The following is a 24,976-nucleotide window of genomic DNA, read 5'->3' as shown; positions in this document are numbered from 1 at the left end:
CGTTCTTCTCTTGCAAAATACGTATGGGGTGAGCCGCACCGCGGCGAGGGGGCAGCGCCCCCTCGGCAACTGCATCCCCTTAGCTCTGCAAGAAAAAAGGGCCCCGAGGGGGCCCTTTCGCGTCTTCGGCAGAGAATTGGCTCAGCCGTCGTAATCGACCTCTTCGACCAGCCGCAGCGCCGCGCCGCGCTGCTCGGCGAGGGTCATGAGGTTGGTGTCGTCGGCGGTGAAGCTGCCCCAGCCCTTGACCAGCTCGTCGGCCTCGGTGCCGGGCGCGATCGGGTATTCGTAATTGGCGTGGGCATAGATTTCCTGCGCCTCGGGCGAGGTCAGGTATTCCATCATCTTCAGCGCGTTCTCGCGGTTCGGTGCCGATTTGGTCATCGCCACGCCGGAGATGTTCACATGGGTGCCGCCGTTCTCGAACTCGGGGAAGAGCACGTTGACCGAATTGGCCCATTCCACCTGCTCGGGATCGTTCAGCATCTGGCCCATGTAGTAGGTGTTGCCGAGGCTGATATCGCATTCCCCGGCCCAGATCGCCTTGACCTGCGCGCGGTCGTTGCCCTGCGGGCGGCGGGCGAGGTTGTCCTTCAGCCCCTGCAGCCACTCCTTGGCATACTCTTCGCCGTGATGGTGGATCATCGCCGCCACCAGCGCGACGTTGTAGTCATGGGTGCCCGAACGGGTGCAGATGCGGCCCTTCCACTTCGGATCGGCAAGATCCTCGTAGGTGGTGATCTCGGACGGGTCCACGCGCTCCTTCGAGGCATAGACGATCCGCGCGCGCGTCGTCAGGCCGAACCACTGACCGTCGGGGTCACGGTATTGCGCCGGCACGTTCTCCTCGAGCACGGCGCTTTCGACCGGCTGGGTCACACCCGCCTGCACGGCGGCGGCGAGGCGCGAGATGTCGACGGTGAAGATCAGGTCGGCGGGCGAACGGTCGCCCTCGGCGACGAGGCGTTCCTCGAGGCCCTTGTCGATATAGGCCACGTTCACCTCGATGCCGGTGGCTTCGGTGAAGGCGTCGGTCAGCGGCTGGAGAAGCTCGGGCTGACGGTAGGAGTAGAGGTTGACCTCTTCGGCCAGCGCGGGGGCCGCGGTGGCAATCAGGGCGAGGGCGGTTCCAAGACGCAGCATCAAAGTCCTCCGGTCATGCTCGTGGTATTGGTTCGTCACTGACAGCCACTTACCCGACTGAAATTATCAGATCAATGCCCTATCGGAAAGATCAGGTAATTGTGTCGGCCTGCGTCCGGTCGGGGCGTGACGTGGCGCGAGCGGCCTTCTGCGCCTTTTCCTCCACCTTCGCCGCGTCCCAGAGCGCATCCATCTCGGCCAGATCGCTGTCCTCGGGGCGCTTGCCGCGGGCCTCGAGCGCGGCCTCGATGGAGTTGAAGCGGCGGGCGAACTTGGCATTGGCGCGGCGCAGCGCTTGCTCGGGGTCGATCTTCATGTGCCGGGCGAGGTTGGCCATGACGAAGAGCAGGTCGCCGAACTCCTCCTCTGCGTGGTCGGGATCGGTGGCCTCGCGCAACTCCTGTGTCTCCTCGATCAGCTTGTCGATCACCTCGTCGGTCGAGGGCCAGTCGAAGCCGACACGGGCGGCGCGGTTCTGCAGTTTCACCGCACGCAGCAGCGCCGGCAGCCCAAGCGCCACGCCATCCAGCACGCCCTTTTCCGCCTTGGCAGCGCGTTCGGCGGCCTTGATCTTCTCCCAGTCGGCCACCTGCTGGGCGGGGGATTTCTCGTTGCTCTCGTCACCGAAGACATGCGGGTGGCGGGCGACCATCTTGTCGGACATGGTGTCGGCCACCTCGTCGAAGCTGAAGAGCCCGCGCTCCTCGGCCATCTGCGCGTGGAAGACCGACTGGAACAGCAGATCGCCAAGCTCGCCCTTCAGCTCGTCCCAGGCCTCGCGCTCGATGGCGTCGGCGACCTCGTAAGCTTCCTCGATGGTGTAGGGGGCGATGGTGGAGAAATCCTGCTCCAGATCCCAGGGACAGCCGGTCTCGGGGTGGCGCAGGCGGCGCATGATCTCGAGCAGACGGGGCATGCCGCCCTTGGGATCGTGGATCAGATCGTCACGCGGATCGAGGGTCATGGACATCTCCGGCAAATCGGTATTTGACCTTTTCCTGCTTCAAAGACCTTCAGGAGTCCACCCATGCCCATCGTGAACCGGATCGCGGATTACGCCGACGAGATGCGCACATGGCGCCGCCATCTGCACCAGAACCCCGAGCTGAGCCTCGACTGCCACGAGACGGCGGCCTTCGTCGCGGCGCGGCTGCGGGAGTTCGGGATCACCGAGATTCACGAGGGCATCGCCCAATCCGGCGTCGTTGCGATCATCGAGGGGCAGGGCGAGGGGCCGGTGACCGGCCTGCGCGCCGACATGGACGCGCTGCCGATGGACGAGGAAACCGGCGCCGAGCACGCCAGCCGCGTGCCCGGCAAGATGCACGCCTGCGGCCACGACGGGCATACCACCATGCTGCTCGGCGCGGCGAAGTACCTGTCGGAGACCCGCAACTTCGCGGGCAAGGTGGCGCTGATCTTCCAGCCCGCCGAGGAGACCATCGGTGGCGGGCGGATCATGGTCGAAGAGGGCATCATGGACCGCTTCGGGATCTCCGAGGTCTACGCCATCCACACCGACCCCTCGCTGCCTCTGGGCACCATGGCGACCACGCGCGGGCCGATCATGGCGGCGGTCGACGATTTCGAATTGGTGCTGACCGGCAAGGGCGGCCACGCGGCGCACCCCGACCTCTGCATCGACCCGGTGCCCTGCGCGCTGGCCATCGGGCAGGCGCTGCTGTCGGTGCCGTCGCGCAACGCCGACCCGCTGAAATCGCTGGTGGTCTCGCTGACCACGGTGCAGGGCGGCTCGGCCACCAACGTCATCCCCGAGACCATGCGTCTGGCCGGGACCATCCGCAGCTTCGATCCCGGCATCCGCGCCATGGCCGAACGCCGCCTGCGCGAGATCGTCGAGGGTCAGGCCATGGCCTATGGCGTCAGTGCCGACCTCGATTTCCAGCCGAACTACCCGCCGACCGTCAACCACGCCGCGCAGACCGATTTCGCGGTGGGGGTCGCCTCGGGCGTGGTGTCCGAGGTGCTGGACGAGATCGCGCCCTCGATGGGGGCCGAGGATTTCTCCTATATGCTCGAGGCGCGGCCGGGGTCCTTCCTCTACCTCGGTCAGGGCGTCGGGCCTTCGGTGCACCATCCGAAGTTCGATTTCAACGACGAGGCCGCGCCGCTCGGCGCCTCCTATTTCGTGAAGCTGATCGAGACCCGGCAACCCTTGCGGACGTAAGGCTTTTCGGTCTTGATTGCGGGCAAGCAACGCCCCCGGCCGTCTGGGCAGGGGGCAAGACCCGAGGGAAGACCCCGAATGCCCGTTATCAATTCCATCGCCGCCGATGCCGAAACGCTGAAGGCCTGGCGCCGCCATCTGCACCAGCACCCCGAGTTGCAGTACGACTGTCACGAGACGGCGAAATTCGTGGTCGACAAGCTGCGGAGCTTCGGCATCACCGAGATTCATTCCGGCATCGCCCAATCCGGCGTCGTGGCGCTGATCGAGGGTCGCGGCGCGGGGCGCACCATTGCGCTGCGGGCCGACATGGACGCGCTGCCGATGGAGGATATGTCGGGCACCGAGCACGCCTCGAAGGTGCCGGGGGTTGCGCATACCTGCGGCCATGACGGTCACACGACCATGCTGCTCGCCGCCGCCAAGTACCTTGCCGAGACACGCAATTTCGCCGGCCGCGTCGCGCTCATCTTCCAGCCCGCCGAAGAAGGCGGGGCCGGGGCCAAGGCGATGATCGAGGCGGGCATCATGGACCGGTTCGACGTCTCCGAGGTCTATGGCATGCACAATGCGCCGGGCGACGCGCAGGGGCATTTCCTGACCACCGCCGGCCCTTTGCAGGCCTCGGCCGACGAGTTCCGCATCGACATCACCGGCAAGGGCGGCCACGGCGCCTCGCCGCAGGAGTGCATCGACCCGATCCCGGCGGGGGCGGCCATCGTGCAGGCCATGCAGACGATTGTCAGCCGCAACGTCAATGCGCTCGACCGCCTCGTGGTCTCGGTGACCGAGTTCCACGCCGGGACGACCTTCAACATCATCCCCGAGACCGCCTATCTGACCGGCACCGTGCGCTGCTTCTCGGCCGAGACCCGCGACCTCGCCGAACGGCGGATCCGCGAGATCGTCGAGGCGCAGGCGCAGGTCTACGGCTGCACCGCCAAGCTGACCTATGACCGCGGCTACCCGGTGACAATCAACCACCCCGAGCAGGCGGCTTTTGCCGCGCAGGTGGCGCGCGAGGTGGTGGGCGACGACAGGGTGACCGATGATTGTGACCCGATCATGCCTGCCGAGGATTTCTCCTACATGCTCGAGGCCCGCCCCGGCGCCTATCTCTTTCTCGGGCAAGGGGACACCTTCGGCTGCCACCATCCGAAATACGACTTCAACGACGAGATCGCGCCGATTGGCGCCAGCTTCTTCGCGCGTCTGATCGAGACCGCGCTGCCCCTGCAGGAGTGACACCATGGCCCTTGAAGACGCGAAATCCCAGATCGACCACGCCTTCACCCGGCAGGAACTGAAGGGTCCGAGTTTCGAAAATGTCTTCGGCGGCGCGGTCTCGTTCCTGCGCCGGCGCTACACCAAGGACCTGTCGGGCGCCGATATCGCGGTGACCGGCGTGCCCTTCGACCAGGCGGTCACCAACCGCACCGGCACGCGCTTCGGCCCGCGGGCTATCCGCGAGGCCTCGCTGCTGCAGCCCTGCGACGCGCCCTATGGCTGGGGCTACGATGTGCTGTCGGAATTCGCCATCGCCGACTACGGCGATCTGGCCTTCGACTACGCCAATGTCCCGGCCTTCCCGGACACGCTCGAGGCGCATATCGCAGGCATCCTTGCCACCGAGACGGCGACGGTGACGCTGGGCGGCGACCATTCGATCACCCTGCCGATTCTCAAGGCCTATGCCGCCAAGTACGGGCCGATGTCGGTGATCCAGTTCGACGCCCACACTGACACCTGGGCCGACGATGATTTCAACCGGATCGACCACGGGACCTTCATGTACAAGGCGGTGAAGTTGGGCTTGGTGGATCCGGCGCGCTCGGTGCAGATCGGCATCCGGACCGACAATCCCGACACGCTCGGCTTCAACATCATCGACGCGCGCGAGCTGCACCGCATCGGCCCCGAGGCCGCGGCGGCCAAGGCGCGCGAGATCGTGCGCGGCCACCCGGTTTACCTCAGCTTCGACATCGACGCGCTCGATCCGGCCTTCGCGCCGGGGACGGGCACGCCGGTCTGGGGAGGGCTGTCGAACCATCAGGCCGCAGTCTGCCTGCGCGAGCTGGCGGGCATCAATCTGGTCGGCGGCGACATCGTCGAGGTCTCGCCGCCGTTCGACACCACCGGCGCGACCGCCATCGCGGGCGCGCATGTGGCAACGGAGCTGCTGTGCCTCTGGGGCTGGACCCGGCGCTGATCTCGGCGCCAGTATAAGCACGATCCCGCGAGCCGGGCGTGATGCGCTTTGAAAAGGCGCGGGAATCGTGAAATCAGGAGCCACCCGCCGCGCCGGGCGCCGCGGGTGGAGAGAGACGAAAGGATCGCGTGGTGCGGATGATATTCTGGGTTTTGCTTCTGCTGGTGGTCGCCGGGCTTGCCTGGATACGGCTGGCGCCTTCGGACCCCGCCGTCTGGAACGTCGACCCTCAGGTGAGCGCCGACCAGGATCTAGCCAGCGGCGTGCGCCGGCGCATCCCGGGCGGAGAGGAGACCTTCGAGGCGCTGCACCGGATCATCCTCGAGAGCCCGCGCACCGAGGTGCTGGCGGGCAGCCCCGGCGAGGGGCGGGTGACTTACATCTCGCGCTCGAAATGGATGGGCTTTCCCGATTACACCACCGTGCAGCAGGGCGAGGGGCAACTGGGGCTCTACGCCCGCCAACGGTTCGGCCAGTCGGACATGGGGGTGAACAAGGCCCGCGTCGACGCCTGGCTTTCGGAGCTGGAGGCGCGGCAGAACTGAAGGGTGCAAGGTCCTTTTTGGGCCTTGCAGAACTCTTTTGATGTTCGGATCACTCCGCCGCGTAGCGCGGGGCGTTCTCCTCGAAGGCCCCCAGTTGTTCCGCCAGCGACTCGGCAAAGGCGGGGCGGGCGGTGCAGCGCGAGAGAAACTCGTCCAGTTTCGGGAATTGCGCGACGATCTGCGTATCCCGCAGCCCGCGCAGCACCGTCGCCATCACCAGGTCGGCCACGGTGAACTGGTCGCAGGCCAACCAGGGCCGCCCCTCCATCGTCGCCTGAAGCTGGCCCAGCCGACGCTCGATGGCCTTGCGGATCTCGCGCTCCATGGTGTCGGCGGCGGCCTTGTCCACCGCGAGCCGGGTCATCTGCTGGTACATGGTGATCGGCGGCTCGATCGTGTTCAGCGCGGCAAAGACCCAGCTCAGCGTGCGGTCGCGGCCGGGCGTGTCCGCGGGCAGCAGCGCGGTGCCGCCAGCCTCGGCGATACGCCAGAGGATGGCTCCGCTTTCGAACATGGGGGTCGTACCGGCGGTCAGCACCGGCACCTGGCCGAAGGGTTGGCGCGACAGATGCGCGGGCTCGCCCTGCGTGCCCATGGCGAGCAGCTCCACCTCGTAGGGCAGGGCGGCCTCCTTCAGCGCCCAGCGGACGCGCAGGTCGCGCACGAGCCCCTGGGCGAAAGGCGGAACCCAGTCGAAGGCGGTGACGGTGAGCGGGGTGTCTATCAATGTCTCGGTCATGGAAGCGGACCTTTCGGCGTGCCTGAGGAGCGAGGAAAAGGGTTGATATCAACTTTTACGTTGATATCAACATATGACCCTTCCGTCAAACCTTCTCACAGGGAGGGGCAGGCATCGGCGGCTGCCCGCTCTTGACCGCCGCGCGGCAATCGGGAAAGGAGGTCGGCATGATCCCCGCAGACCGCCTTCACCAGATCCGTGACCGTTTCGAATATGTCCAGGCCTGCATGGCCGAAGGCCGTGGCGACATCGCCGCGCTGGGACGGGAGTATTCAGAGCTCAAGCCGGTGGTCGACCAGATCGCCGAGTGGGAATCCCTGCAGGCGGACCTCGCCGAGGCCGAGGAGATGCTTGCCGATCCCGAGATGAAGGCGCTTGCCGAGGAAGAGCTGCCGCAGCTGCGCGCGCGGCTGCCCGAGGCAGAGCACGCCTTGCAGCTGGCACTGCTGCCGCGCGATGCCGCCGACGCCCGCCCGGCGATCCTCGAGATCCGCCCCGGCACCGGTGGCGACGAGGCGGCGCTTTTCGCCGGGGACCTTGCTCGGATGTACCAGCGCTACGTGGAATCCCGCGGCTGGCGCTGGGAGGTGATCGAGGAGCAGCTCTCCGAGCTCGGCGGCATCAAGGAGCTCGTGGTGCGCATCGAGGGCGAGAACGTCTTTGCCCGGCTGAAGTTCGAAAGCGGCGTGCATCGGGTGCAGCGCGTACCCGAGACCGAGAGCGGCGGCCGCATCCACACCTCGGCGGCCACGGTGGCGGTGCTGCCCGAGGCCGAGGCGGTGGACATCGAGATCAACGCGAATGACATCCGCATCGACACGATGCGCAGCTCGGGCGCGGGTGGCCAGCACGTCAACACCACCGATTCCGCCGTGCGCATCACCCACATTCCGACCGGGCTGGTGGTGACCTCTTCGGAAAAGTCGCAGCACCGCAACCGAGAGATCGCGATGAACGTGCTGCGCGCCCGGCTCTACGACATGGAGCGGCAAAAGGCGGCCGACAGCCGCGCCTCGGACCGCAAGGCGCAGGTGGGCTCGGGCGACCGCTCGGAGCGCATCCGCACCTACAACTTCCCGCAGGGGCGGCTGACCGATCACCGCATCGGGCTGACACTCTACCGGCTCGACGCCATCCTCGGCGGCGATCTCGACGAGATCATCGACGCGCTGACCGCCGACGCGCAGGCGGCGCTTCTGGCGGAACTCGCATGACCACCGGCTCTGCACTGCTCGCCCGGGCCACGGCGCGCCTCGTCGAGGCGGGGGTGGCCGATCCGGGCCGTGACGCGCGTCGCCTGATGGCGCATGTGCTGAAGGTGCCGCCAGGGCGGCTGACGCTCTTCTTGCCCGAGCCGATCTCGCCCGAGCATGCGGTGATCTTCGACGCGCTGATCGACCGCCGCGCGCAACGCGTGCCGGTCTCGCATCTCATCGGGCGGCGGCAGTTCTACGGTCGCGAGTTCCTCGTCACGCCAGAGGTGCTCGACCCGCGCCCCGAGACGGAAATCCTGATCGAGGCGGCGCTCTCGGGCGCCTTCACCCGGGTGCTCGATCTGGGCACCGGGTCGGGCTGCATTCTGCTGACCCTGCTTGCCGAACGCGAGGGCGCCAATGGAATCGGCACCGATCTCAGCGAGAAGGCGCTCGAGGTGGCCTTCTGGAACCGCAACGCGCTGCATCTCGAGCCGCGCGCGGCGCTGGCGCAGGGCGACTGGTGGGGGGCGCTGGGGCAGGCGCCCGAGCGCTTTGACCTGATCGTCTCGAACCCGCCCTATATCGCGCTGTCGGAAATGGCCGCTCTCTCTCCGGAGGTTCGCGAATACGAGCCGCGCCTGGCGCTGACCGACGAGGGCGACGGGCTTGCCGCCTATCGCGCCATCGCGGCCGGGGCAGCGCGGCACCTGCTTCCCGGCGGGCGGCTGCTGGTCGAGATCGGCCCGGCCCAAGGGGCGGATGTGGCGGCGCTCTTCTCCGCGGCTGGGCTGCGTGACGTGGCGGTGATCGCCGATCTCGACGGCCGTGACAGGGTGGTGAGCGGACGTCTGGAAGCGCTTTGAGCCTAAGATTCGACCCGGTCGCGGGGAAATCGACAGATTTCGGACGATTTTTCTCTTGTCACGCGTGGCCACAAATGATTAGCAGGAGGGGTCGGAGCGGTGGATGCCTCACAGCGGTCCCGCTCGACGTTAACCCGACATTGGAGTGATCACGGTCAAGACCGCGCCCAAAAGGTGCAGCGCCGCGATCACAGGGACGGTCAGACACAAGGCTGATAGCAGACAAGATGCGATCCTCGAAATCCCGCTCGCGGTCGAAGAACAACCGCAACCGCAATACTCTTGGGAACGTCGTCAACCGCGTGTTCGACAGTTCGGGCCCGGAGGGCAAGGTGCGCGGTACGCCGCAGCAGATCATCGACAAGTATAACCAGCTTGCCCGCGATGCGGCGCTCAGCAATGACCGCGTCGCCACCGAAAACTTCCAGCAGCACGCCGAGCACTACATGCGCCTGCTCTCGGAGGCGCAGAAAGAGGCAGACCAGCGCCGCGAACAGCAGGAGCGTGAAAACCGCGAGCGCCAGGCGCAGCGCGACCGTGACCGCTCGGATCGCGACCAGACTCGCGGCGACACGCGTGGCGAGGGCGGGCATCAGGGCGGCAGCCACCAGCCTGACGTCGGCTTCGAGCAACAGCCGCAGCCCCGTCAGCCCGAGCCCGAAAAGGCCAGCGTGCCGGGCCTGGGTGATCAGCCCGACCTGATGGGCGCCGGCAGCGAAGACGAAGAAGACAGCGGTCTGGTCGAGACGCCGGAAAGCCGCGCCGAGAGCAAGCCCAAGCCGCGCGCCCGCCGCAGCAAGAAAACCGAGGGCGGAGAGGCCGCGGCCGCCGCCGCCGCGGAGCCCGGTGCCGAGGCGCAGCCCGCCGAGAAGCCCAAGCGTCCGCGCAAGCCGCGCAAGAAACCCGAGCAACCCTCCAGCGATGGTGGCTCGGCGCCCGACGCGGCCGAATGACGCGGGGCAGATGACCTTGCTCAAAACTCGCAAAGGCCCCGCCGCAAGGACGGGGCCTTTTGCTTGCGCATGGCGCCGGCAGGACCTGCGGGGACATTTCTCCTCGGGCAGCAGCTCGCCGGGGGCAGGCTCGCCACGCCGCTGGACGCACGCGAAGAGACGCGTTAGAAGCCTTGCATGACCCTGCGCATCACCACCCTGATTTGCTGCATTACCTGCTGATTTCTTCGGCGGGCCGGTCTTCTATTCCAATCGAGAGATGAAGTTGCTACTCCCGCCGCGACCGCCGCGAAGGAGCGCGCCATGACCATCTCGCTGACCAACACGAAGACTCGCCGCAAGGAGGTCTTCACGCCGATCGATCCCAGCAATGTCCGGATGTATGTCTGCGGGCCCACGGTCTACGACCGCGCGCACCTCGGCAACGCCCGCCCGGCCATCGTCTTCGACGTGCTGGCGCGGCTGCTGCGGCATGTCTACGGGCCCGATCACGTGACCTACGTGCGCAACTTCACCGACGTCGACGACAAGATCAACGCCACCGCGCAGGCGCGCAAGGCGGCGGGCGACCCGCGCAGCCTCGAGGACCTGATCGCCGAGCGCACCGAAGAGACCATCGGCTGGTACCTGCAGGACATGGGCGCGGTCGGGGTCGCCGAGCCCGACCACATGCCGCGCGCGACGCAGTTCATCCCCCAGATGATCGCGATGATCGAGGGGCTGATCCGGGACGGCCACGCCTACGAGGCCGAGGGTCACGTGCTCTTCGCGGTCGAGAGCTACAAGACCTACGGCGCGCTGTCGGGCCGTTCGGTCGACGACATGATCGCCGGGGCGCGGGTCGAGGTGGCCCCCTACAAGCGCAACCCGATGGACTTCGTGCTGTGGAAGCCCTCTGCGGACGACCTGCCGGGGTGGAACTCGCCCTGGGGCCGGGGCCGTCCGGGCTGGCACATCGAGTGCTCAGCCATGGCCTATGACCTGCTGGGCGAGAGTTTCGACATCCATGGCGGCGGCAACGACCTGATGTTCCCGCACCACGAGAACGAGATCGCCCAGAGCTGCTGTGCGCACCCCCATGGCGACTTCGCCAAGGTCTGGTTGCACAACGAGATGCTGCAGGTCGAGGGCAAGAAGATGTCCAAGTCCTTGGGCAACTTCTTCACCGTGCGCGACCTGCTGGACGGGCATGACGGGCAGCCCGCCGTGCCGGGCGAGGTGATCCGCTTCGTCATGCTCTCGAGCCACTACCGCAAGCCGATGGACTGGACCGCCGAGAAGGCGGCGCAGGCCGAGGCGACGCTGCGCACCTGGCACTCGGTGACCGAGGGCGCCGAGCCCGGTGCGGCGGATGCCGAGCTGGTGGGGCTGCTGTCGGATGACCTGAACACCGCAGGAGCACTGACACGGCTGCACAAGCTGGCCAAGGAGGCGGCCGGCGATCTGACCGCGGCGGGTGTTCTGCTCGCCTCGGCGCAGCTGCTGGGGTTGCTGACGGACGAGCTGGGCGATTGGGTCAGTGCCGGGCCGGACCTTTCCGGCCTTGCCGATCATCTCGCCGGTGTCCGCGCCGCGGCCATGGAGACCAAGGATTTCTCGGAGGTCGACCGGCTCAAGACCGCGCTGATCGACGCGGGGGTCGAGGTGCGCATGTCGAAGGCAGGCGTCGAGCTTCTGCCGGGCGCGGGATTCGATGCCGCCAAGCTGGAGGGGCTGCTGTGAGCAAGGAGCGTCTTTACATCTACGACACCACGCTGCGCGACGGGCAGCAGACACAGGGCGTGCAGTTCTCGACTGCCGAGAAGCACCGCATCGTCGCGGCGCTGGACGCGCTGGGGGTCGACTACATCGAGGGCGGCTGGCCGGGGGCCAACCCCACCGACAGCGCCTTTTTCGACGAGGTCGGCCAGACCCGCGCCACGGTGACCGCCTTTGGCATGACCAAGCGGGCCGGGCGCTCGGCGGCCAATGACGACGTGCTGGCGGCGGTGCTGAACGCGGGCACGCCCTCGGTTTGCCTCGTCGGCAAGACCCACGAGTTCCATGTCACCACCGCGCTCGGCATCACGCTGGAGGAGAACCTCGAGGCGATCTCGTCCTCGATCGCCCATTGCGTGTCGCAGCAGCGCGAGACGCTCTTCGACGCCGAGCACTTCTTCGATGGCTACAAGTCCAACCCCGGCTATGCGCTGGACTGCGTGAAGGCCGCGCTGGACAGCGGCGCGCGCTGGGTGGTGCTGTGCGACACCAACGGCGGCACGCTGCCCGAGGAGCTGGGCCGCATCGTGCGTGAGGTCAGGGCGGCGGGCGTGCCCGGAGACAAGCTCGGCATCCACACCCACAACGACACCGAGAACGCCGTGGCCTGCACGCTGGCGGCAATCGACGCGGGCGTGCGGCAGCTGCAGGGCACCTTGAACGGCCTCGGCGAGCGCTGCGGCAATGCCAACCTGACGACGCTCATTCCGACGCTGCTGCTGAAGGAGCCCTATGCAAGCGCCTACGAGACCGGGGTGAGCCTCGAGGCGGTCGAGGGCATCACCCAGGTGAGCCGCATGCTCGACGAGATCCTCAACCGCGTGCCGATGCGGCAGGCGGCCTATGTGGGCAGCTCGGCCTTTGCCCACAAGGCGGGGCTGCATGCGAGCGCGATCCTCAAGGACCCCAGCACCTATGAGCACATCGAGCCGGGCGTGGTGGGAAACCGCCGGGTCATCCCGATGTCGAACCAGGCCGGCCAGTCGAACCTGCGCCGCCGCCTCGCCGAGGCGGGGCTGGAGGTCGAGAAAGGCGATGCTGCGCTGGGGCGTATCCTTGAGCGGATCAAGGCCAAGGAAGCCGAGGGCTACACCTATGACACCGCGCAGGCGAGCTTCGAGCTTCTGGCGCGGGACGAGCTGGGGTGCCTGCCGGAGTTCTTCGAGGTCAAGCGCTACCGGGTGACCATCGAGCGGCGCAAGAACAAGTATGACCAGATGGTCTCGCTCTCCGAGGCCGTGGTGGTGGTGAAAGTGGGCGGCGAGAAGAAGCTCTCCGTGTCGGATAGCCTCGACACCGACGGGCACGACCGCGGCCCGGTCAACGCGCTGTCGAAGGCGCTGGCCAAGGATCTCGGCCCTTACCAGTCGGTGATCGACGACATGCGGCTGGTGGACTTCAAGGTGCGCATCACGCAGGGCGGCACCGAGGCCGTGACCCGGGTGATCATCGACAGCGAAGATGGATCGGGCCGGCGCTGGCAGACCGTTGGCGTCAGCGCCAACATAGTCGATGCCTCGTTCGAGGCGCTTCTGGATGCCGTGCGCTGGAAGCTGATCCGCGACTGCGGGGTGGCGCGTGCAGCTCAGTGACGATCTGATCGCCTGTGCCGGGCTGATCGAACGCGGAGATCCCGATCGTTTTACCGCTGCCATGGCCGCGCCTCCCGAGGCGCGGCGCGTGCTCTTCCCGCTCTATGCCTTCAACCTCGAGGTCGCCCGCGCGCCCTGGGTGACGCAGGAGACGATGATCGCCGAGATGCGCCTGCAATGGTGGCGCGATGCCCTGGAAGAGATCGCCAAGGGCGGCGCGGTGCGGCGGCACGAGGTGGTGACGCCGCTGGCGCAGGTTCTTGACCGCGAGACGGCAGCCCGTCTCGATCCGCTGGTCGGCGCGCGGCGCTGGGACATTTACCGCGATCCGTTCGAGGACGAAGAGCACCTGACGCGCTACCTCGAGGAGACCTCGGGGCTGCTGCTGCTCGCGGCGGGGCGGGCGCTTGGCGGGATTGACGAGCAGGTTGCGCTGGACGCGGGTTATGCCTTCGGCCTGGCCGCCTTCCTGCGCGCGGTGCCGGAGCTCGAAAGCAAGGGCCGGGTGCCGCTGCTCGATGGGCGGCCCGAGGGCGTGGCGGCGCTGGCGCGCGGCGGGCTCGCGCGCCTGAAACGGGCACGCAAGGGCTTTGCCGGGGTTCCGAAGGAATCGCGCCCGGCGCTGCTTGCCGGATGGCAGGCGGGACCGCTGCTGGCGCTGGCGGCGAAAGAGCCGCAGCGGGTCGCCGAAGGGGCGCTCGAGCTGTCGGAGTTCTCGAGGCGCGCGCGACTGGTGAAGGCGGGCTTCACAGGGCGGGTCTAGGGCCGCGCGTTCCCGGCAGAGGGGGCACCTGCTTCGGTGGAACCTGCCTTACTCGGCGGGCTGTTCCACCGGCCGCAGCACCAGCCAGATCAGCGCGCCGCCCGCCAGCACCAGGAAGGGCGCCATTGCCATGACCACGGCGCTCCAGCCCTCCTGCGGCGTGCCACCCGAGCAGTTCATCAACCCACCCGAGGCGAGCGAGGCAAAGGTCACGCCGCCGAACACCAGCAGATCGTTCAGCCCTTGCATGCGGCCCCGTTCCTCGGCGGTGTGCGCGCCGGCGAGCATCGTGGTCGCGCCGATGAAGCCGAAGTTCCAGCCGATGCCCAGCAGCACCAGCGCGAGGAAGAAATTCTCCAGCTCGACCCCGGCCATTGCCACCGCGCCAGCACCGGCGAGGATAAAGAGGCCAAGCCCCATCACCTTTTCCACGCCGAAACGGTTGATGATCTGTCCGGTGAAGAAGGACGGCGCGAACATCGCCAGCACGTGGGCGCTGACGACATTGGCGGCGTCCGAGGTGTCATAGCCGCAGCCAACCACCGCCAGCGGGGTGGAGGTCATCACGAGGTTCATCAGCGCGTAGCTGACCATGCCGCAGATCACCGCCACCGCGATGCGCGGCGTTTGCAGGAGCTGCCAGCGGGTGCGGCCGTAAGGGCTGCCCTCGGCAGGGGCAGGGGGCCTCGGGATGTCGAGGAAGAGAAAGAGCAGCGCGCCCAGCAGGTTGATCGCGATCACCGTGGCATAGGTGCCGAAGAAGGGGATCACGTAGGCGTTGGCGGTCAGCTTCACCAGTTGCGGGCCGATGAGCGCCGAGAGCAGCCCTCCTGCCATCACGTAGGAGATCGCCTTGGCGCGGAACTCGGGGCTGGCGGTGTCGGCGGCGGCAAAGCGGTAGAAGCCCTGCGCCGACATGTAGAGCCCGGTCAGCAGGCTGCCGAGGAGGAAGATCGGGAAGGACTGCAGGTAGAGCCCCGTCGCCCCGACGATGCCGCCCAGCGTGCCGCCCATGGTGCCGAGGAAGAACCCGGCGCGGCGACCGTAGCGCTGCATGAAGGCCGAGACCGGCGTCGCCGAGAGCATCGAGCCCAGCACGATCAGCGAGATCGGCAGGGTGGCGAAGCAGGGGTTCGGCGCCAGCGATTGCCCGGCGAGCCCGCCGATGGTGAAGATCATCGGCATCTGCGCACCCAGGAAGGCCTGTGCGAGAACCAGAACGGTGACGTTGCGCCGGGCGCGGGAAGCGGAAGATGCCTGCATGAGGTTATCGGTAGGGCGGGGCGCGGGCGAGCACAAGGGCCCGTAGACGCGGCTTGGCGTCGCTCCCCCGCCACGGTGGCCAGCGCGCCGCGTCTGCGCTAGGACAGAGGAACACGAAAGGCGAGGCGCAGATGGCAAAAGGCGAGACGGTGGCGGTCGGGCGGATCATTCATTCGGATGCCTGCGTGACCGAGGGCTGCGACTGGCTGGCGGCGGCCGAGCCGCGCTTTGCCCATGCGCTCGAGTTGACCGGCCCCTTGCCGCTGCGGCGGCGCGAGGACGGCTTTGGCCAGCTTCTGTCGGCCATCGTCAGCCAGCAGGTCAGCGTTGCCTCGGCGCGCGCGATCTGGGCGCGGCTCGAGGCCGCGGGGATGACCCGGCCCGAAGCGATCCTGAAGACCGATCTCGAGGGGCTGCGCGCGCTTGGCCTGTCGCGGCAGAAGGCGACCTACGCGCAGGCGCTGGCGGCGGAGGGCATCGACTTCGACGCGCTGCGCGAGGCGCCGACACCGGTGGTGGTCGAACGGCTGACGGCGGTGAAGGGGATCGGCGTCTGGACCGCCGAGATCTACGCCATGTTCTCGCTTGGCCATGCGGATGTCTTTGCGCCGGGCGATCTGGCGCTGCAGGAGGCGGCGAGGCTGCTCTTCGACCTCGACGAACGGCCCAAGGAAAAGGCACTCAGGCAGATGGCCGAGGCCTGGTCGCCTTGGCGGGCGGTTGCGGCGCGCGCGCTCTGGGCCTACTACCATGTGCGCAAGCAAAGAGAAGGTATTGCATGACCCGCGTTCTCCAGGCCGGCCGCAAGGGCCCCGCATCGGGCGAGACCCATTCCTGCGTCGTCTTCCTGCACGGCTATGGTGCCAATGGCGCCGACCTGCTGGGCCTCGCTGACCCCCTCGCAGAGCACCTGCCCGACACGATGTTCGTGGCCCCCGACGCGCCCGAGGACTGCGCCGGCTCGCCCATGGGCTTCCAGTGGTTTCCGATCCCCTGGATCGACGGCTCCTCGGAAGAGGAATCCATGCAGGGCATGGCGCGGGCGGTCGACGATCTGAACGCCTTTCTCGACGCGCTGATGGTCGACGAGGACCTGCTGCCGGAGCAGGTGGCGCTTGTCGGCTTCTCGCAGGGGTCGATGATGTCGCTGCACGTGGCGCCGCGGCGCGAGGATGAGGTTGCCGGTGTCGTCGCCTTTTCGGGGCGACTGATCTCACCAGAATTGCTGGCCGACGAGGTGGTGAGCCGCCCGCCGGTGCTGCTGCTGCATGGCGACCAAGACGAGGTGGTGCCGCCCGAGTCGCTGCCCGCCGCCGCCGAGGCGCTGCAGGGCGCAGGCTGGAAAGAGGTCTATGCCCACGTGATGAAGGGCACCGGCCACGGCATCGACCCCGAAGGTCTGGGCGTGGCTCTGGCCTTCTTGCGCGACAAGTGCGGGTTCTAGGTCGCGCCTTGCGCGATCAGTGCGTGTAGCGGACCTGCGGGCTTGAGAGCGATGGGAGGTCGGCGCGCGGCATGGCGCACCGGCTTGCATCAGGCTCCGCTACGCCCAAAGCTTCGGCTCGGCCAGTTCCACCGAATTCCCCGCCGGATCGCGGACGTAGATCGAGCGCGCGCCGTTCGGCCAGATGAAATCGGCCTCGATCACCACCCCCGCCGCCTGCAGCCGCTTGCGCCAGCGCTCCATCGCCTCGCCCGGCATGGCAAGGCAGACGTGCCCCGGGCCGCGCGCGCCATGGCTGGGCACGGGCAGGGCGGGGTTGCGCGCCGGCTTCTCGGTCTCTTCGGGATTGAAGATCAGCAGCACACCGGTGCCGACCCGAAAGAACACGTGGCGGCTGTCGACGCGGGAGATCTTCTCCAGGCCGATCACCCCTTGGTAAAAGGCCTCGGCGGCATCGAGATCGGGACAATAAAGCGCAGCTTCAAGCAGGAAGCCGGGCGCGGCGACGTCGGTCAGGGGGATATCACTCATCCGAGAACACTAGCCGATGGCGCGCCGTGGTGTCATGCTCATGTCATGAGCATGACCTATCCACAGGGGCATCAGGGCATATAGCGAGGCTTGCCAGAGCTTTTCCGCGATATATAGTAGTCTTGCAGCTGGGGCGGGTGGTCCCGCTCTGGTGCCCTAACGAGCAGACAGAGCGAGGGACGACTCACTCATGGACGGCGACTTCAGGACCCATTTCGTACGAGAGCCCTCGGCGCTCCGCCAACATCCGGCGCTGGTGCTGAACGCGGACTATCGCCCGCTCTCTTACTACCCGCTGTCGCTCTGGCCTTGGCAGGAAGCGGTGAAGGCGGCCTTCCTCGACAGGGTGGACATCATCGCCGAATACGACGAAGTGGTCCGAAGCCCCTCGATGGTGCTGAAGATACCGAGCGTCGTGGTCCTCAAAGATTACGTAAAACCGAGAAAGCGCGTGGCCTTCACGCGCTTTAATCTTTTTCTGAGGGATGAGTTCCGCTGCCAGTACTGCGGCAGCAAGGGCGACCTGACCTTCGACCACGTGGTGCCGCGCGCCTCGGGGGGGATCACCAGCTGGGAGAACGTGGTGGCAGCCTGCTCGCCGTGCAACCTGCGCAAGGGCTCGAAGAGCCTGCGCCGCGCCGGCATGTCGCTCTACCGCGCGCCGCGTCAGCCCACGGCAGGGGAGCTGCTCAACGTCGGCCGCAAGTTCCCGCCCAACCACCTGCACGACAGCTGGCTGGACTTCCTTTACTGGGACGCCGAGCTGGACGCCTGACGACGCTGGAAAGCACTCACCAGCCGCGTGCGTTCCTCGGACTGCGACGCGTTCGCATTGCCGGGGCCGCAGTTGGATGGCTTGTCGGTCTCGAGCAAGCCCTCGACCTGAAATGGATACGCCGCATGACATGCATCATCGATAATACCCAAAAGTGCGATGCGCAATTCAGGCGTAAGTTTCCAGCCGCTCGCTCTAGTTTCTGACATGTCCCTCGCTTTTCCCATGACTCTCTTGAGATAGCGCTCCTGCGACGCTGGAGAGTTCCGTGGTGACGCTACTTCAGATCCGGAATATCGCGATCTCAGAAGGCTTTTCAGCGACTCGCAATCCTCGTGGAGGCAGCTTCTCGCGACGCCATTGGAATAGATGACGATTGCGTCCCGGTAACTCGCAGCGCCGCGTCTAAAAGTTCTGAAGTACATTGAACCGTTTTTGGATAGGGCGGACAGAGAACTCATATTCAAGCTCAGGAGGCTTTCGGCTGACTCATCCAAGTCGAGATTGACGATGATCGCCTTAGCAATCTGGAAGAGGCTTTTCTGGACGTCATAGCTCATATTTTCGAACTGAAAAACGCCAGGCAGATCGTTGTTGTTACAGACGAAGGGGGTAGTATCAAATTGGCATTGCTGCGCTGCTAAGTAGAGTTCGGCGAGCTCGGCGTAGGCATTTCGAACTCGGTCGATGCTGGTCTTCGTTTCCAATCCAGCCTCACTGCTTTCGAGGATGACAGGTGCGAGAATGGCCAGCGAGAGAAGGTATCGGTCCGCTCGTTGCTCAGGGGTCGACGCGAATAGGAGTTTATCCATCTGTGGGCCCGCGAAACCATCTGTTGAATGTAGTTCGTCACGCACGGGATCACATGCGGTTAGAAGGGCGAAGGAAAAAACAGAGATCAGCAGTGATTTGCGCATTATCCAAGTCCACTCGTTAACTACAGGTGAAATTAATGCGCTCGATTCGGTTAATGATTTCTTTATTGCGCTCGGGCCAATTCGCCGCTCCATGGTGAAATTTTCGGAGGCGTCTTATCTGGGATATTTGCACATGCTGTGAACGAAAACGCCGGGCACAGGCCCGGCGTTTCGTAATCTGTCGATGCCGAAAGGTTCAGCCGGCGGTCGGTTCTGCCGCGGGGGGCGCTGCAACCTTGCCCTTGCCGGTCGAGAGCGGATCGTCGGCACGCTGCACCGAGCCCTCGAAATGGGCGCCGGACTCGATGGCGATGGTCTTGTGGATGATGTCGCCCTCGACGCGGGCGGTGGCGGTCAGGCGCACCTTGAGGCCGCGCACGCGGCCGACGATGCGGCCGTTGATCACCACGTCATCGGCGACGATCTCGCCCTTGATGGTGGCGCTCTCGCCGACGGTCAGCAGGTGGGCGCGGATGTCGCCCTCGATCGTGCCTTCGACCTGGATGTCGCCGGTGGTCTTGATGTTGCCCGTGATGTGCAGATCGCTCGACAGGACCGAGGCCGGCGGCTTGGCTTTCGGTGCGGTCGGTTTGAACTCGGTCGACCGGGGCGCATCGGAAACAGCGGGTTTCACCGCAGTATCCTCGGCCTTGGGCCCGGGTTCATTGATCTTGCTCTTAGAAAACATCGTTAGCAGCCTTGATGTAGATCATGGGATTGACGGGCTCCCCACCAACGCGGACCTCGTAGTGCAGGTGCGTGCCGGTCGACCGTCCTGTATTTCCCATAGCACCAACCTGCTGTCCGCGCGAGACCCTTTGGCCGACCTTCACGTTGATTTTGGACATGTGGGCGTAGCGGGTCTCGATGCCGAACTCGTGCTGCACCTTCACCAGACGGCCGTAGCCCGACATCCAACCCGCGTGGGTGACCACGCCGTCGGCGGTGGCGTAGATCGGCGTACCGTGCGGCGCGGCGAAATCGGTGCCCGCGTGCAGCCGGCCCCACCGGCGGCCAAAGCCCGAGGTGAAGCGGAACGGGTCTTTCAGAGGCACCGAAAAGGGCGCCTTCTCGGCGGCGATGCGGTAGAGGTTCAGCTTGTCCATCTCGCCGAGGATGCGGTTGGCGCGCTCGGCGTCGAGCGAGGGCGCCTGGCCGCGGGTGCTGAAGGTCAGCGGAGTGAGCGGACCGCCGCGGCCGGAATAGCCCTTGCGGACCTGCTTGATCAGGCTGTCGGGGTTCATCCCGGCGGCCTTGAACATCTTGTCCAGCGGCTCGACCGAAATGGTCATCGCGTCCTCGAGCTGGCGGAAGATGATGTCGTTCTGCTCTTCGCGCAGGCGCAGCTCCGTGGCGATCTCGTCGGCGCGGACCAGCGCGTCCTGCGCGTCGGAGACCACCTGGTCGCGCTCCGCGGCGGTGCGGGCGAGCATATCGGTGAGCAGGTCGAGCGTGCCGTCGCCTTCGCTGCTGGCGGCAGCCAGCGCAGTGCCGCCGTTGCTGAGCTGCTCTTCGAGCGCGGCAAGGCGGGCGCTGGCCTCCTCGCGCTGCTTCATCGTGGTGCCGAGGGTGGACTGGATGACGTCGATGCCGGTCTCGAGCTCGCGGCGGCGGGTCTCGCTGTCGAGAAGCTGGGACTGCATTTCGGAGACCTGTGCGAGGGCGGTGTTGAACCGGTCCTGGGCGGCCTTGGCCTCGGCGGCGCGGATGTCGCGCTCGCGGGAAAGTTCGTTGAGACGCTGCTGGTAGGTGGTCTGGTCGCGGCGGGACTGCTCGCGGAAGTTGCCGGCGCTGATGCTGTCCATCAGCAGGATCGAGGTGGCGACGATGGTCCAGCCCACGGTAACGGCGATGCCGAGCGTCGCGATGGCCTGTGTGCCTGATCGGAGGCGGATGAACCGCGTGTCGGTGTCCGATCTGAGAAAGAGCCGACGTTCCGGAAAATAGCGCTCAAGAAGCGCGTGCCATTTTATCGCGAGCCGCGTGCGCACGTGTCTGTCCCTCGTTCCGTCCCAATTCGGGCCCGGGTCCCCTAATCCCCAAACCTGCAAAGGGACTAACAGACGCCCCCGAAATCGCAACAATTTTGGGCTTGCGATTCGTCGTGGAAGGCGGATGGGCGCGCACGCGGCGAAAACTCGCCGATCTCAGGTACTTCTTTAGGATAGGTTTTGCCCGGATTTGTGCCGATTTTTTGTGCACGGGATGACCTTGCGGCAGGAGGGCCGCCGCACGGCAGCCCTTCTGCGCGGGAGCGGGCGACTGCGCCCTTCAGAGCTCCTTGGCGGCGTCCAGGACCTCGTCGGCGTGACCAGGCACCTTCACCTTGCGCCATTCGCGCGCGATGCGGCCCTCGCCGTCGATCAGGAAGGTGCTGCGCTCGATCCCCATGAAGGTCTTGCCGTACATCTTCTTTTCCTTCCACACGCCGAAGGCGGCGCAGGTCTGCGCCGTCTCGTCGGACAGCAGCGGCACGGTCAGGGCCTTCTTGCGCATGAACTTCTCATGGCTTTCCAGCGAGTCCGCGGAGATACCGAAGACCTTCACGCCAAGCGCCTCGAAGTCGGGCAGCAGGCGGGTGAAGTCCTGGTTTTCGACGGTGCAGCCCGAGGTGTCGTCGCGCGGGTAGAAGAAGAGCACCACCTTCGCGGGGCGCAGCGCGGACAGGGTGATCTCTCCGCCGCCGCTCACGGGGAGGGTGAAATCAGGGGCCAAGTCGGTCATCGTGCATCTCCTTTGGGCGGTTCGCTTTGCCGGGTTCTTGGGCTAGAACCCGGAATAGGACAATAGCCAGATGAGAGCGCGCTGCCAGTGACAGACGGCCCCCACCGCAAGAAACCACGCTCGAGACGTCGCCGCGTCGTGCTCTGGGGGTGCGGCTGCGGGCTGGGGGCGGCGGTTCTCGTGGTGCTGCTTCTGGGTGGCGGGCTTTGGTACGCGATGGGTCGCTCGGTCTCGGCGCCGGAGTGGCTGCGCGGGGCGATCGAGACGCGTCTTGCCGAGGCGCTGCCGGGCACCGAGGTGGATTTCGGTGACCTGCGCATGCGCCTGCAGCCCGACTGGCTGGCCCGCATCGCGCTCACCGATGTTGAGCTGCGGGGCACCGACGGCACGAGTCTGGCGACCTTCGGACTGATCGAGGCGGGGCTGGCGCCGACCAAGCTGCTGCGCGGCGAGTACGAGCTGCGGGTGGCGCGGGTGTCGGGCGTACAGCTGACCGCGCGCCGCGACGCCGAGGGACGGCTGACCATGGGTTTCGACGAGTTGTTCGGCGCAGGGGCGGCCGCGCCGGACCTGCCGACGATCATGGCGCAGATCGACAGGCTGGCCGACGACCCTCGGCTCTCTGGCCTGCGGTCGGTCGAGGCGGATGCGATCACGCTGCGCTACGAAGATGCCCGCGCGGACCGCGCCTGGACCGCCGACGGCGGGCGGATCGGGTTGCGACGCGACGGCGCGGCGCTGGTGCTGTCGGGCGATGTGGCGCTGCTCGGGCGCGGGGATGTGCCGGCGACGCTGGCCTTCAACGCCGAAAGCCCCATCGGCAGCGGCAGCGCCAGCTTCGGCGTGACGTTGAACAGCCTCGATGCGCAGGACATCGCCGCCCAGGCACCGGCGCTCGCCTGGCTCAATGGGTTGCGCGCGCCGATCTCGGGTTCGCTGCGCGGCTCGCTGACCGAGGCGAGCGACCTTGGCGATATGTCCGCCACGCTGCAGATCGGTGCCGGCGTGCTGCAGCCGCGGGCGGACACCCAGCCGATCCCCTTCGAGGAGGCACGCACCTACTTCTCCTTCGACCCCGCGACGGCGACGCTGGCCTTTGACGAGATCTCGGTGAAGAGCGCGATCGGCACAATGGTCTCGGACGGGCGGGCGGTGCTCGAGGGGCTCTCGCAGGGGATGCCCGATGCGATGGTCGGGCAGTTCCGTTTCACCCGGCTCGAGGCCGATCCCGAGGGGTTCTTCGAGGATAAGCTCAAGCTCGCGGGGGCCGAGACCGACTGGCGGCTGAGCTTCAATCCCTTCCGTTTCGAGCTCGGTCGGCTGCGGGTCACCGACCCGGCGCTGCCGCTGCGGGCCAGCGGCACGCTGTCGGCCGAAGAGGGCGGCTGGCGCATGGCGCTCGACGCGGAACTCGACAGGCTGACCCCCGAGACGCTGTTGGCCTACTGGCCACCTTCCGCCGGGGAAAAGGCGCGCGACTGGGTCGAGAAGAACATCTACGCGGGCAGCTTCCACGATGTGACTGCGGCGCTGCGTCTCGCGCCGGGCGGAAGGCTCGTTCCGTACCTGCAGAGCGATTTCACCGGCGTCGAGCTGACCTACTCGCGCACCCTGCCGCGGCTCTACAAGGGGGTGGGGCAGCTCACTTTCCTGCGAAACCGGCTGACGGTGGCCCTGGACAGCGGTGAGGTGCGTCCGCGACAGGGCGGGGTGCTGGAGGGCAGGGGCTCGAGTTTCGTGATCCCCGACCTGACCGAACGGCCGATGATGGGCGAGGTAGACGTGCATGCCACGGGAAGCCTCGAGGCCGCGCTTTCCTATCTTGATGAGAAGCCGCTCGAGGTGATGACCAAGGCCAAGAAACCCGTGGCGCTCGGCACCGGTGAAGTCGCGGCGAACGTGCGCATCGTCACCCCGCTCAAGCGCGGCGTGAAGCGCGAGGAGATCACGGTGATCGCCGACGGCACCATCACCGGGGTGCAAAGCGCCGAGCTGGTGCCCGGCAAGGTGCTGAGCGCCGACGAGCTCTATGTTGCCGTGGATGACACCGGGGTGAGTGTCGGCGGCAAGGGGGATCTGTCCGGCGCGCCCTTCGACGGCAGCTGGACACAGTCCTTCACCCCGGGCACGCCGGGCAAGGTCGAGGGAGAGGTGGTGCTCTCCGAGGCGGTCTCGCAGGCACTGGGGATCGGCTTGCCCAAGGGCACCTTCTCGGGCCAGGGGCGCGGGAAGATCGACATCACCCTTGCGCATGGCCAGCCGCCGCGGCTGGCGCTGACCTCGGACATGGTGGGGCTTGGCGTGTCAGTGCCGCAACTTGGCTGGCGGCTGTCGCAGGCGGGCACGGGATCGCTCGAGCTCGAGGCGACGCTGGGCACGCCCGTCTCGGTCGACAAGCTGGCCCTCAAGGCCCCGGGTCTGACGGCGCAGGGGTCGGTGGCAATCAACGCGGATGGCACGCTGCGGCGCCTGTCGTTGCCGGTGCTGCGCGCGGGCGGCTGGCTCGACGGGGCGGCGGTGCTCACCGGGCGCGGGCGCAACGCCGCTCCGGCGATGCGGATCACCGGCACTGCGCTCGACATGCGCGGCGCGCCGCTTGGCGGGGCCGGGGGCAGTGGCCGCGGCGGCGGCCCGGTCGAGGTCGCGGTGAACCGCCTCCAGGTCACCGACAAGATCGCCATCGACAATTTCCAGGGCAAGTTCAGCACGGCGCGCGGCATCAACGGCAGCTTCACCGGCGTGGTCGGCGGCCGCGCCCCGATCCAGGGCGACGTGGTGCCGCAGAACGGCGGCACGGCGATCCGCATCCGCGCGCGAGACGCCGGCGACGTGCTGAAGGGCGCGGGCGTCATGCAGAACATCGAGGACGGCACTTTCGATCTGACCCTCGTGCCGGTGCAGGGCCGCAGCGGCGAATACGATGGCGCGCTGAAGATCGAGGGCACGCGGATGCAGAAGAACCCCGCCGTGGTGCAGCTGCTCGACGGGATCAGCGTGGTCGGCATCATCGACCAGCTCAACGGGCCGGGCATCTTCTTTTCCGAGGTCGAGGCCCGGTTCCGCATGACGCCGCAGCAGATCACCCTGACCCGTTCCAGCGCCACGGGCCCCTCGATGGGCATCTCGATGGACGGCTATGCGAACCTCGCCACCGGGATGATGGACATGCAGGGCGTGCTCTCGCCGATCTACGTGATCAACGGCATCGGTCAGCTCTTCTCGCGCAAGGGCGAGGGGTTGATCGGGTTCAACTTCAACCTGCGCGGGCCGGTGGCCGATCCGGCGGTCAGCGTGAACCCGCTTTCGGTCTTCACTCCCGGCATGTTCCGTGACATTTTCCGGCGCCCGCCCCCGCAGGTGAGTCAATAGCGCC

23 protein-coding genes are annotated in these 24,976 nt (G+C 66.9%); 14 read left to right on the top strand and 9 right to left on the bottom strand.

Features of this window, described 5'->3' with window-relative positions; all coding sequences use genetic code 11:
* Positions 1 to 141 precede the first annotated feature (141 nt).
* Positions 142 to 1,143, bottom strand: coding sequence for a Fe(3+) ABC transporter substrate-binding protein (locus tag CEW88_RS09530; protein WP_193989026.1), 1,002 nt, complete (start codon positions 1,141 to 1,143; stop codon positions 142 to 144).
* Between the two features lie 91 nt (positions 1,144 to 1,234).
* Complete coding sequence (gene mazG / locus CEW88_RS09525; protein WP_108967700.1) at positions 1,235 to 2,107, bottom strand: nucleoside triphosphate pyrophosphohydrolase; 873 nt, start codon at positions 2,105 to 2,107, stop codon at positions 1,235 to 1,237.
* Positions 2,108 to 2,170: 63 nt separating this feature from the next.
* Between mazG and CEW88_RS09520 the strand changes: the two genes are divergently transcribed.
* The 4 genes from CEW88_RS09520 (at position 2,171) to CEW88_RS09505 (ending at position 6,085) form a co-directional block, all read left to right on the top strand.
* On the top strand, positions 2,171 to 3,331 hold the full coding sequence (locus CEW88_RS09520) for a M20 aminoacylase family protein (RefSeq protein ID WP_108966252.1): 1,161 nt from the start codon (positions 2,171 to 2,173) through the stop codon (positions 3,329 to 3,331).
* A gap of 78 nt (positions 3,332 to 3,409) precedes the next feature.
* Entirely contained in the window at positions 3,410 to 4,576 is a 1,167-nt protein-coding gene (locus CEW88_RS09515; protein WP_108966250.1) for a M20 aminoacylase family protein, read from the top strand.
* Between the two features lie 4 nt (positions 4,577 to 4,580).
* Positions 4,581 to 5,540, top strand: coding sequence for an agmatinase (gene speB / locus CEW88_RS09510; protein ID WP_108966248.1), 960 nt, complete (start codon positions 4,581 to 4,583; stop codon positions 5,538 to 5,540).
* A 137-nt stretch (positions 5,541 to 5,677) separates the two neighbouring features.
* On the top strand, positions 5,678 to 6,085 hold the full coding sequence (locus CEW88_RS09505; RefSeq protein ID WP_108966246.1) for a DUF1499 domain-containing protein: 408 nt from the start codon (positions 5,678 to 5,680) through the stop codon (positions 6,083 to 6,085).
* A gap of 49 nt (positions 6,086 to 6,134) precedes the next feature.
* Here CEW88_RS09505 and CEW88_RS09500 read toward each other — a convergent pair whose 3' ends face one another.
* Positions 6,135 to 6,824 carry a glutathione S-transferase family protein gene (locus tag CEW88_RS09500; protein WP_203595057.1) on the bottom strand — a complete coding sequence of 230 codons (690 nt, stop codon included), beginning with the start codon at positions 6,822 to 6,824 and terminating at the stop codon, positions 6,135 to 6,137.
* Between the two features lie 167 nt (positions 6,825 to 6,991).
* On the opposite strand from CEW88_RS09500, the gene prfA reads away from it, so the two are divergent.
* The 6 genes from prfA to CEW88_RS09470 all read left to right on the top strand — a co-directional run bounded on the left by prfA (position 6,992) and on the right by CEW88_RS09470 (position 13,949).
* Entirely contained in the window at positions 6,992 to 8,038 is a 1,047-nt protein-coding gene (prfA, locus tag CEW88_RS09495) for a peptide chain release factor 1 (protein ID WP_108966244.1), read from the top strand.
* Positions 8,035 to 8,883 (top strand): peptide chain release factor N(5)-glutamine methyltransferase, encoded by an 849-nt coding sequence (gene prmC / locus CEW88_RS09490; RefSeq protein ID WP_108966242.1) that lies wholly within the window; start codon positions 8,035 to 8,037, stop codon positions 8,881 to 8,883. The genes prfA and prmC overlap by 4 nt, the downstream gene beginning before the upstream one ends.
* Positions 8,884 to 9,110: 227 nt before the next feature.
* Complete coding sequence (locus CEW88_RS09485) at positions 9,111 to 9,836, top strand: DUF4167 domain-containing protein (protein WP_108966240.1); 726 nt, start codon at positions 9,111 to 9,113, stop codon at positions 9,834 to 9,836.
* Between the two features lie 303 nt (positions 9,837 to 10,139).
* Positions 10,140 to 11,558, top strand: coding sequence for a cysteine--tRNA ligase (gene cysS, locus CEW88_RS09480; protein ID WP_108966238.1), 1,419 nt, complete (start codon positions 10,140 to 10,142; stop codon positions 11,556 to 11,558).
* A complete protein-coding gene (cimA, locus tag CEW88_RS09475) occupies positions 11,555 to 13,186 on the top strand; it encodes a citramalate synthase (RefSeq protein WP_108966236.1) in 1,632 nt (543 codons plus the stop codon). Before cysS ends, cimA begins: the two co-directional genes overlap by 4 nt.
* On the top strand, positions 13,173 to 13,949 hold the full coding sequence (locus CEW88_RS09470) for a squalene/phytoene synthase family protein (protein ID WP_108966234.1): 777 nt from the start codon (positions 13,173 to 13,175) through the stop codon (positions 13,947 to 13,949). Before cimA ends, CEW88_RS09470 begins: the two co-directional genes overlap by 14 nt.
* A 48-nt stretch (positions 13,950 to 13,997) precedes the next feature.
* Here CEW88_RS09470 and CEW88_RS09465 read toward each other — a convergent pair whose 3' ends face one another.
* On the bottom strand, positions 13,998 to 15,212 hold the full coding sequence (locus tag CEW88_RS09465) for an MFS transporter (RefSeq protein WP_108966232.1): 1,215 nt from the start codon (positions 15,210 to 15,212) through the stop codon (positions 13,998 to 14,000).
* A gap of 131 nt (positions 15,213 to 15,343) precedes the next feature.
* Here CEW88_RS09465 and CEW88_RS09460 point away from each other — a divergent pair, with 131 nt between their 5' ends.
* Both CEW88_RS09460 and CEW88_RS09455 read left to right on the top strand, forming a co-directional pair.
* Positions 15,344 to 15,994, top strand: coding sequence for a DNA-3-methyladenine glycosylase family protein (locus CEW88_RS09460; protein WP_193989025.1), 651 nt, complete (start codon positions 15,344 to 15,346; stop codon positions 15,992 to 15,994).
* A complete protein-coding gene (locus CEW88_RS09455; protein ID WP_108966231.1) occupies positions 15,991 to 16,656 on the top strand; it encodes an alpha/beta hydrolase in 666 nt (221 codons plus the stop codon). The genes CEW88_RS09460 and CEW88_RS09455 overlap by 4 nt, the downstream gene beginning before the upstream one ends.
* A 99-nt stretch (positions 16,657 to 16,755) precedes the next feature.
* Here the strand turns inward: CEW88_RS09455 and CEW88_RS09450 are convergent, their stop codons facing one another.
* On the bottom strand, positions 16,756 to 17,187 hold the full coding sequence (locus CEW88_RS09450) for a VOC family protein (protein ID WP_108966229.1): 432 nt from the start codon (positions 17,185 to 17,187) through the stop codon (positions 16,756 to 16,758).
* A gap of 190 nt (positions 17,188 to 17,377) precedes the next feature.
* On the opposite strand from CEW88_RS09450, the gene CEW88_RS09445 reads away from it, so the two are divergent.
* Positions 17,378 to 17,962, top strand: coding sequence for an HNH endonuclease (locus CEW88_RS09445; protein ID WP_108966227.1), 585 nt, complete (start codon positions 17,378 to 17,380; stop codon positions 17,960 to 17,962).
* Here the strand turns inward: CEW88_RS09445 and CEW88_RS09440 are convergent.
* From CEW88_RS09440 to CEW88_RS09425, 4 genes are all read right to left on the bottom strand, one after another.
* Complete coding sequence (locus tag CEW88_RS09440) at positions 17,935 to 18,879, bottom strand: hypothetical protein (RefSeq protein ID WP_159099585.1); 945 nt, start codon at positions 18,877 to 18,879, stop codon at positions 17,935 to 17,937. The two genes, CEW88_RS09445 and CEW88_RS09440, sit on opposite strands and share 28 nt — an antisense overlap.
* Before the next feature lie 196 nt (positions 18,880 to 19,075).
* Positions 19,076 to 19,567: a bactofilin family protein gene (locus tag CEW88_RS09435; RefSeq protein WP_108966223.1), complete on the bottom strand. Its 492-nt coding sequence runs from the start codon at positions 19,565 to 19,567 to the stop codon at positions 19,076 to 19,078.
* A complete protein-coding gene (locus CEW88_RS09430) occupies positions 19,557 to 20,870 on the bottom strand; it encodes a M23 family metallopeptidase (RefSeq protein ID WP_108966221.1) in 1,314 nt (437 codons plus the stop codon). The genes CEW88_RS09435 and CEW88_RS09430 overlap by 11 nt, the downstream gene beginning before the upstream one ends.
* 280 nt (positions 20,871 to 21,150) lie before the next feature.
* Positions 21,151 to 21,603, bottom strand: a complete 453-nt coding sequence (locus CEW88_RS09425) for a peroxiredoxin (protein ID WP_108966219.1) — start codon at positions 21,601 to 21,603, stop codon at positions 21,151 to 21,153.
* 87 nt (positions 21,604 to 21,690) lie between these two features.
* Here CEW88_RS09425 and CEW88_RS09420 point away from each other — a divergent pair, with 87 nt between their 5' ends.
* The gene (locus tag CEW88_RS09420) at positions 21,691 to 24,972 is read left to right on the top strand and encodes a YhdP family protein (protein WP_254694379.1); all 3,282 of its coding nucleotides are present in this window, start codon (positions 21,691 to 21,693) and stop codon (positions 24,970 to 24,972) included.
* Positions 24,973 to 24,976 lie beyond the last annotated feature (4 nt).

The sequence above is a fragment of the Alloyangia pacifica genome, from assembly GCF_003111685.1.
In the GTDB taxonomy this organism is placed as follows: Bacteria; Pseudomonadota; Alphaproteobacteria; order Rhodobacterales; family Rhodobacteraceae; genus Salipiger; species Salipiger pacificus_A.
Note: the sequence above shows the minus strand (reverse complement) of the source record. Positions and strands in the feature narration are given on the sequence as shown.

What these genes read in the sequence shown, in the direction of transcription:
- CEW88_RS09425 (WP_108966219.1), bottom strand. Translation starts at nt 21,603, where the DNA reads ATGACCGACTTGGCCCCTGATTTCACCCTCCCCGTGAGCGGCGGCGGA.
- CEW88_RS09440 (WP_159099585.1), bottom strand. Translation starts at nt 18,879, where the DNA reads ATGCGCAAATCACTGCTGATCTCTGTTTTTTCCTTCGCCCTTCTAACC.
- CEW88_RS09505 (WP_108966246.1), top strand. Translation starts at nt 5,678, where the DNA reads ATGATATTCTGGGTTTTGCTTCTGCTGGTGGTCGCCGGGCTTGCCTGG.
- prmC (WP_108966242.1), top strand. Translation starts at nt 8,035, where the DNA reads ATGACCACCGGCTCTGCACTGCTCGCCCGGGCCACGGCGCGCCTCGTC.
- CEW88_RS09450 (WP_108966229.1), bottom strand. Translation starts at nt 17,187, where the DNA reads ATGAGTGATATCCCCCTGACCGACGTCGCCGCGCCCGGCTTCCTGCTT.
- CEW88_RS09455 (WP_108966231.1), top strand. Translation starts at nt 15,991, where the DNA reads ATGACCCGCGTTCTCCAGGCCGGCCGCAAGGGCCCCGCATCGGGCGAG.
- CEW88_RS09435 (WP_108966223.1), bottom strand. Translation starts at nt 19,567, where the DNA reads ATGTTTTCTAAGAGCAAGATCAATGAACCCGGGCCCAAGGCCGAGGAT.
- mazG (WP_108967700.1), bottom strand. Translation starts at nt 2,107, where the DNA reads ATGACCCTCGATCCGCGTGACGATCTGATCCACGATCCCAAGGGCGGC.
- CEW88_RS09460 (WP_193989025.1), top strand. Translation starts at nt 15,344, where the DNA reads ATGGCAAAAGGCGAGACGGTGGCGGTCGGGCGGATCATTCATTCGGAT.
- CEW88_RS09485 (WP_108966240.1), top strand. Translation starts at nt 9,111, where the DNA reads ATGCGATCCTCGAAATCCCGCTCGCGGTCGAAGAACAACCGCAACCGC.
- prfA (WP_108966244.1), top strand. Translation starts at nt 6,992, where the DNA reads ATGATCCCCGCAGACCGCCTTCACCAGATCCGTGACCGTTTCGAATAT.
- cysS (WP_108966238.1), top strand. Translation starts at nt 10,140, where the DNA reads ATGACCATCTCGCTGACCAACACGAAGACTCGCCGCAAGGAGGTCTTC.
- CEW88_RS09500 (WP_203595057.1), bottom strand. Translation starts at nt 6,824, where the DNA reads ATGACCGAGACATTGATAGACACCCCGCTCACCGTCACCGCCTTCGAC.
- CEW88_RS09515 (WP_108966250.1), top strand. Translation starts at nt 3,410, where the DNA reads ATGCCCGTTATCAATTCCATCGCCGCCGATGCCGAAACGCTGAAGGCC.
- CEW88_RS09445 (WP_108966227.1), top strand. Translation starts at nt 17,378, where the DNA reads ATGGACGGCGACTTCAGGACCCATTTCGTACGAGAGCCCTCGGCGCTC.
- speB (WP_108966248.1), top strand. Translation starts at nt 4,581, where the DNA reads ATGGCCCTTGAAGACGCGAAATCCCAGATCGACCACGCCTTCACCCGG.
- CEW88_RS09530 (WP_193989026.1), bottom strand. Translation starts at nt 1,143, where the DNA reads ATGCTGCGTCTTGGAACCGCCCTCGCCCTGATTGCCACCGCGGCCCCC.
- CEW88_RS09520 (WP_108966252.1), top strand. Translation starts at nt 2,171, where the DNA reads ATGCCCATCGTGAACCGGATCGCGGATTACGCCGACGAGATGCGCACA.
- CEW88_RS09465 (WP_108966232.1), bottom strand. Translation starts at nt 15,212, where the DNA reads ATGCAGGCATCTTCCGCTTCCCGCGCCCGGCGCAACGTCACCGTTCTG.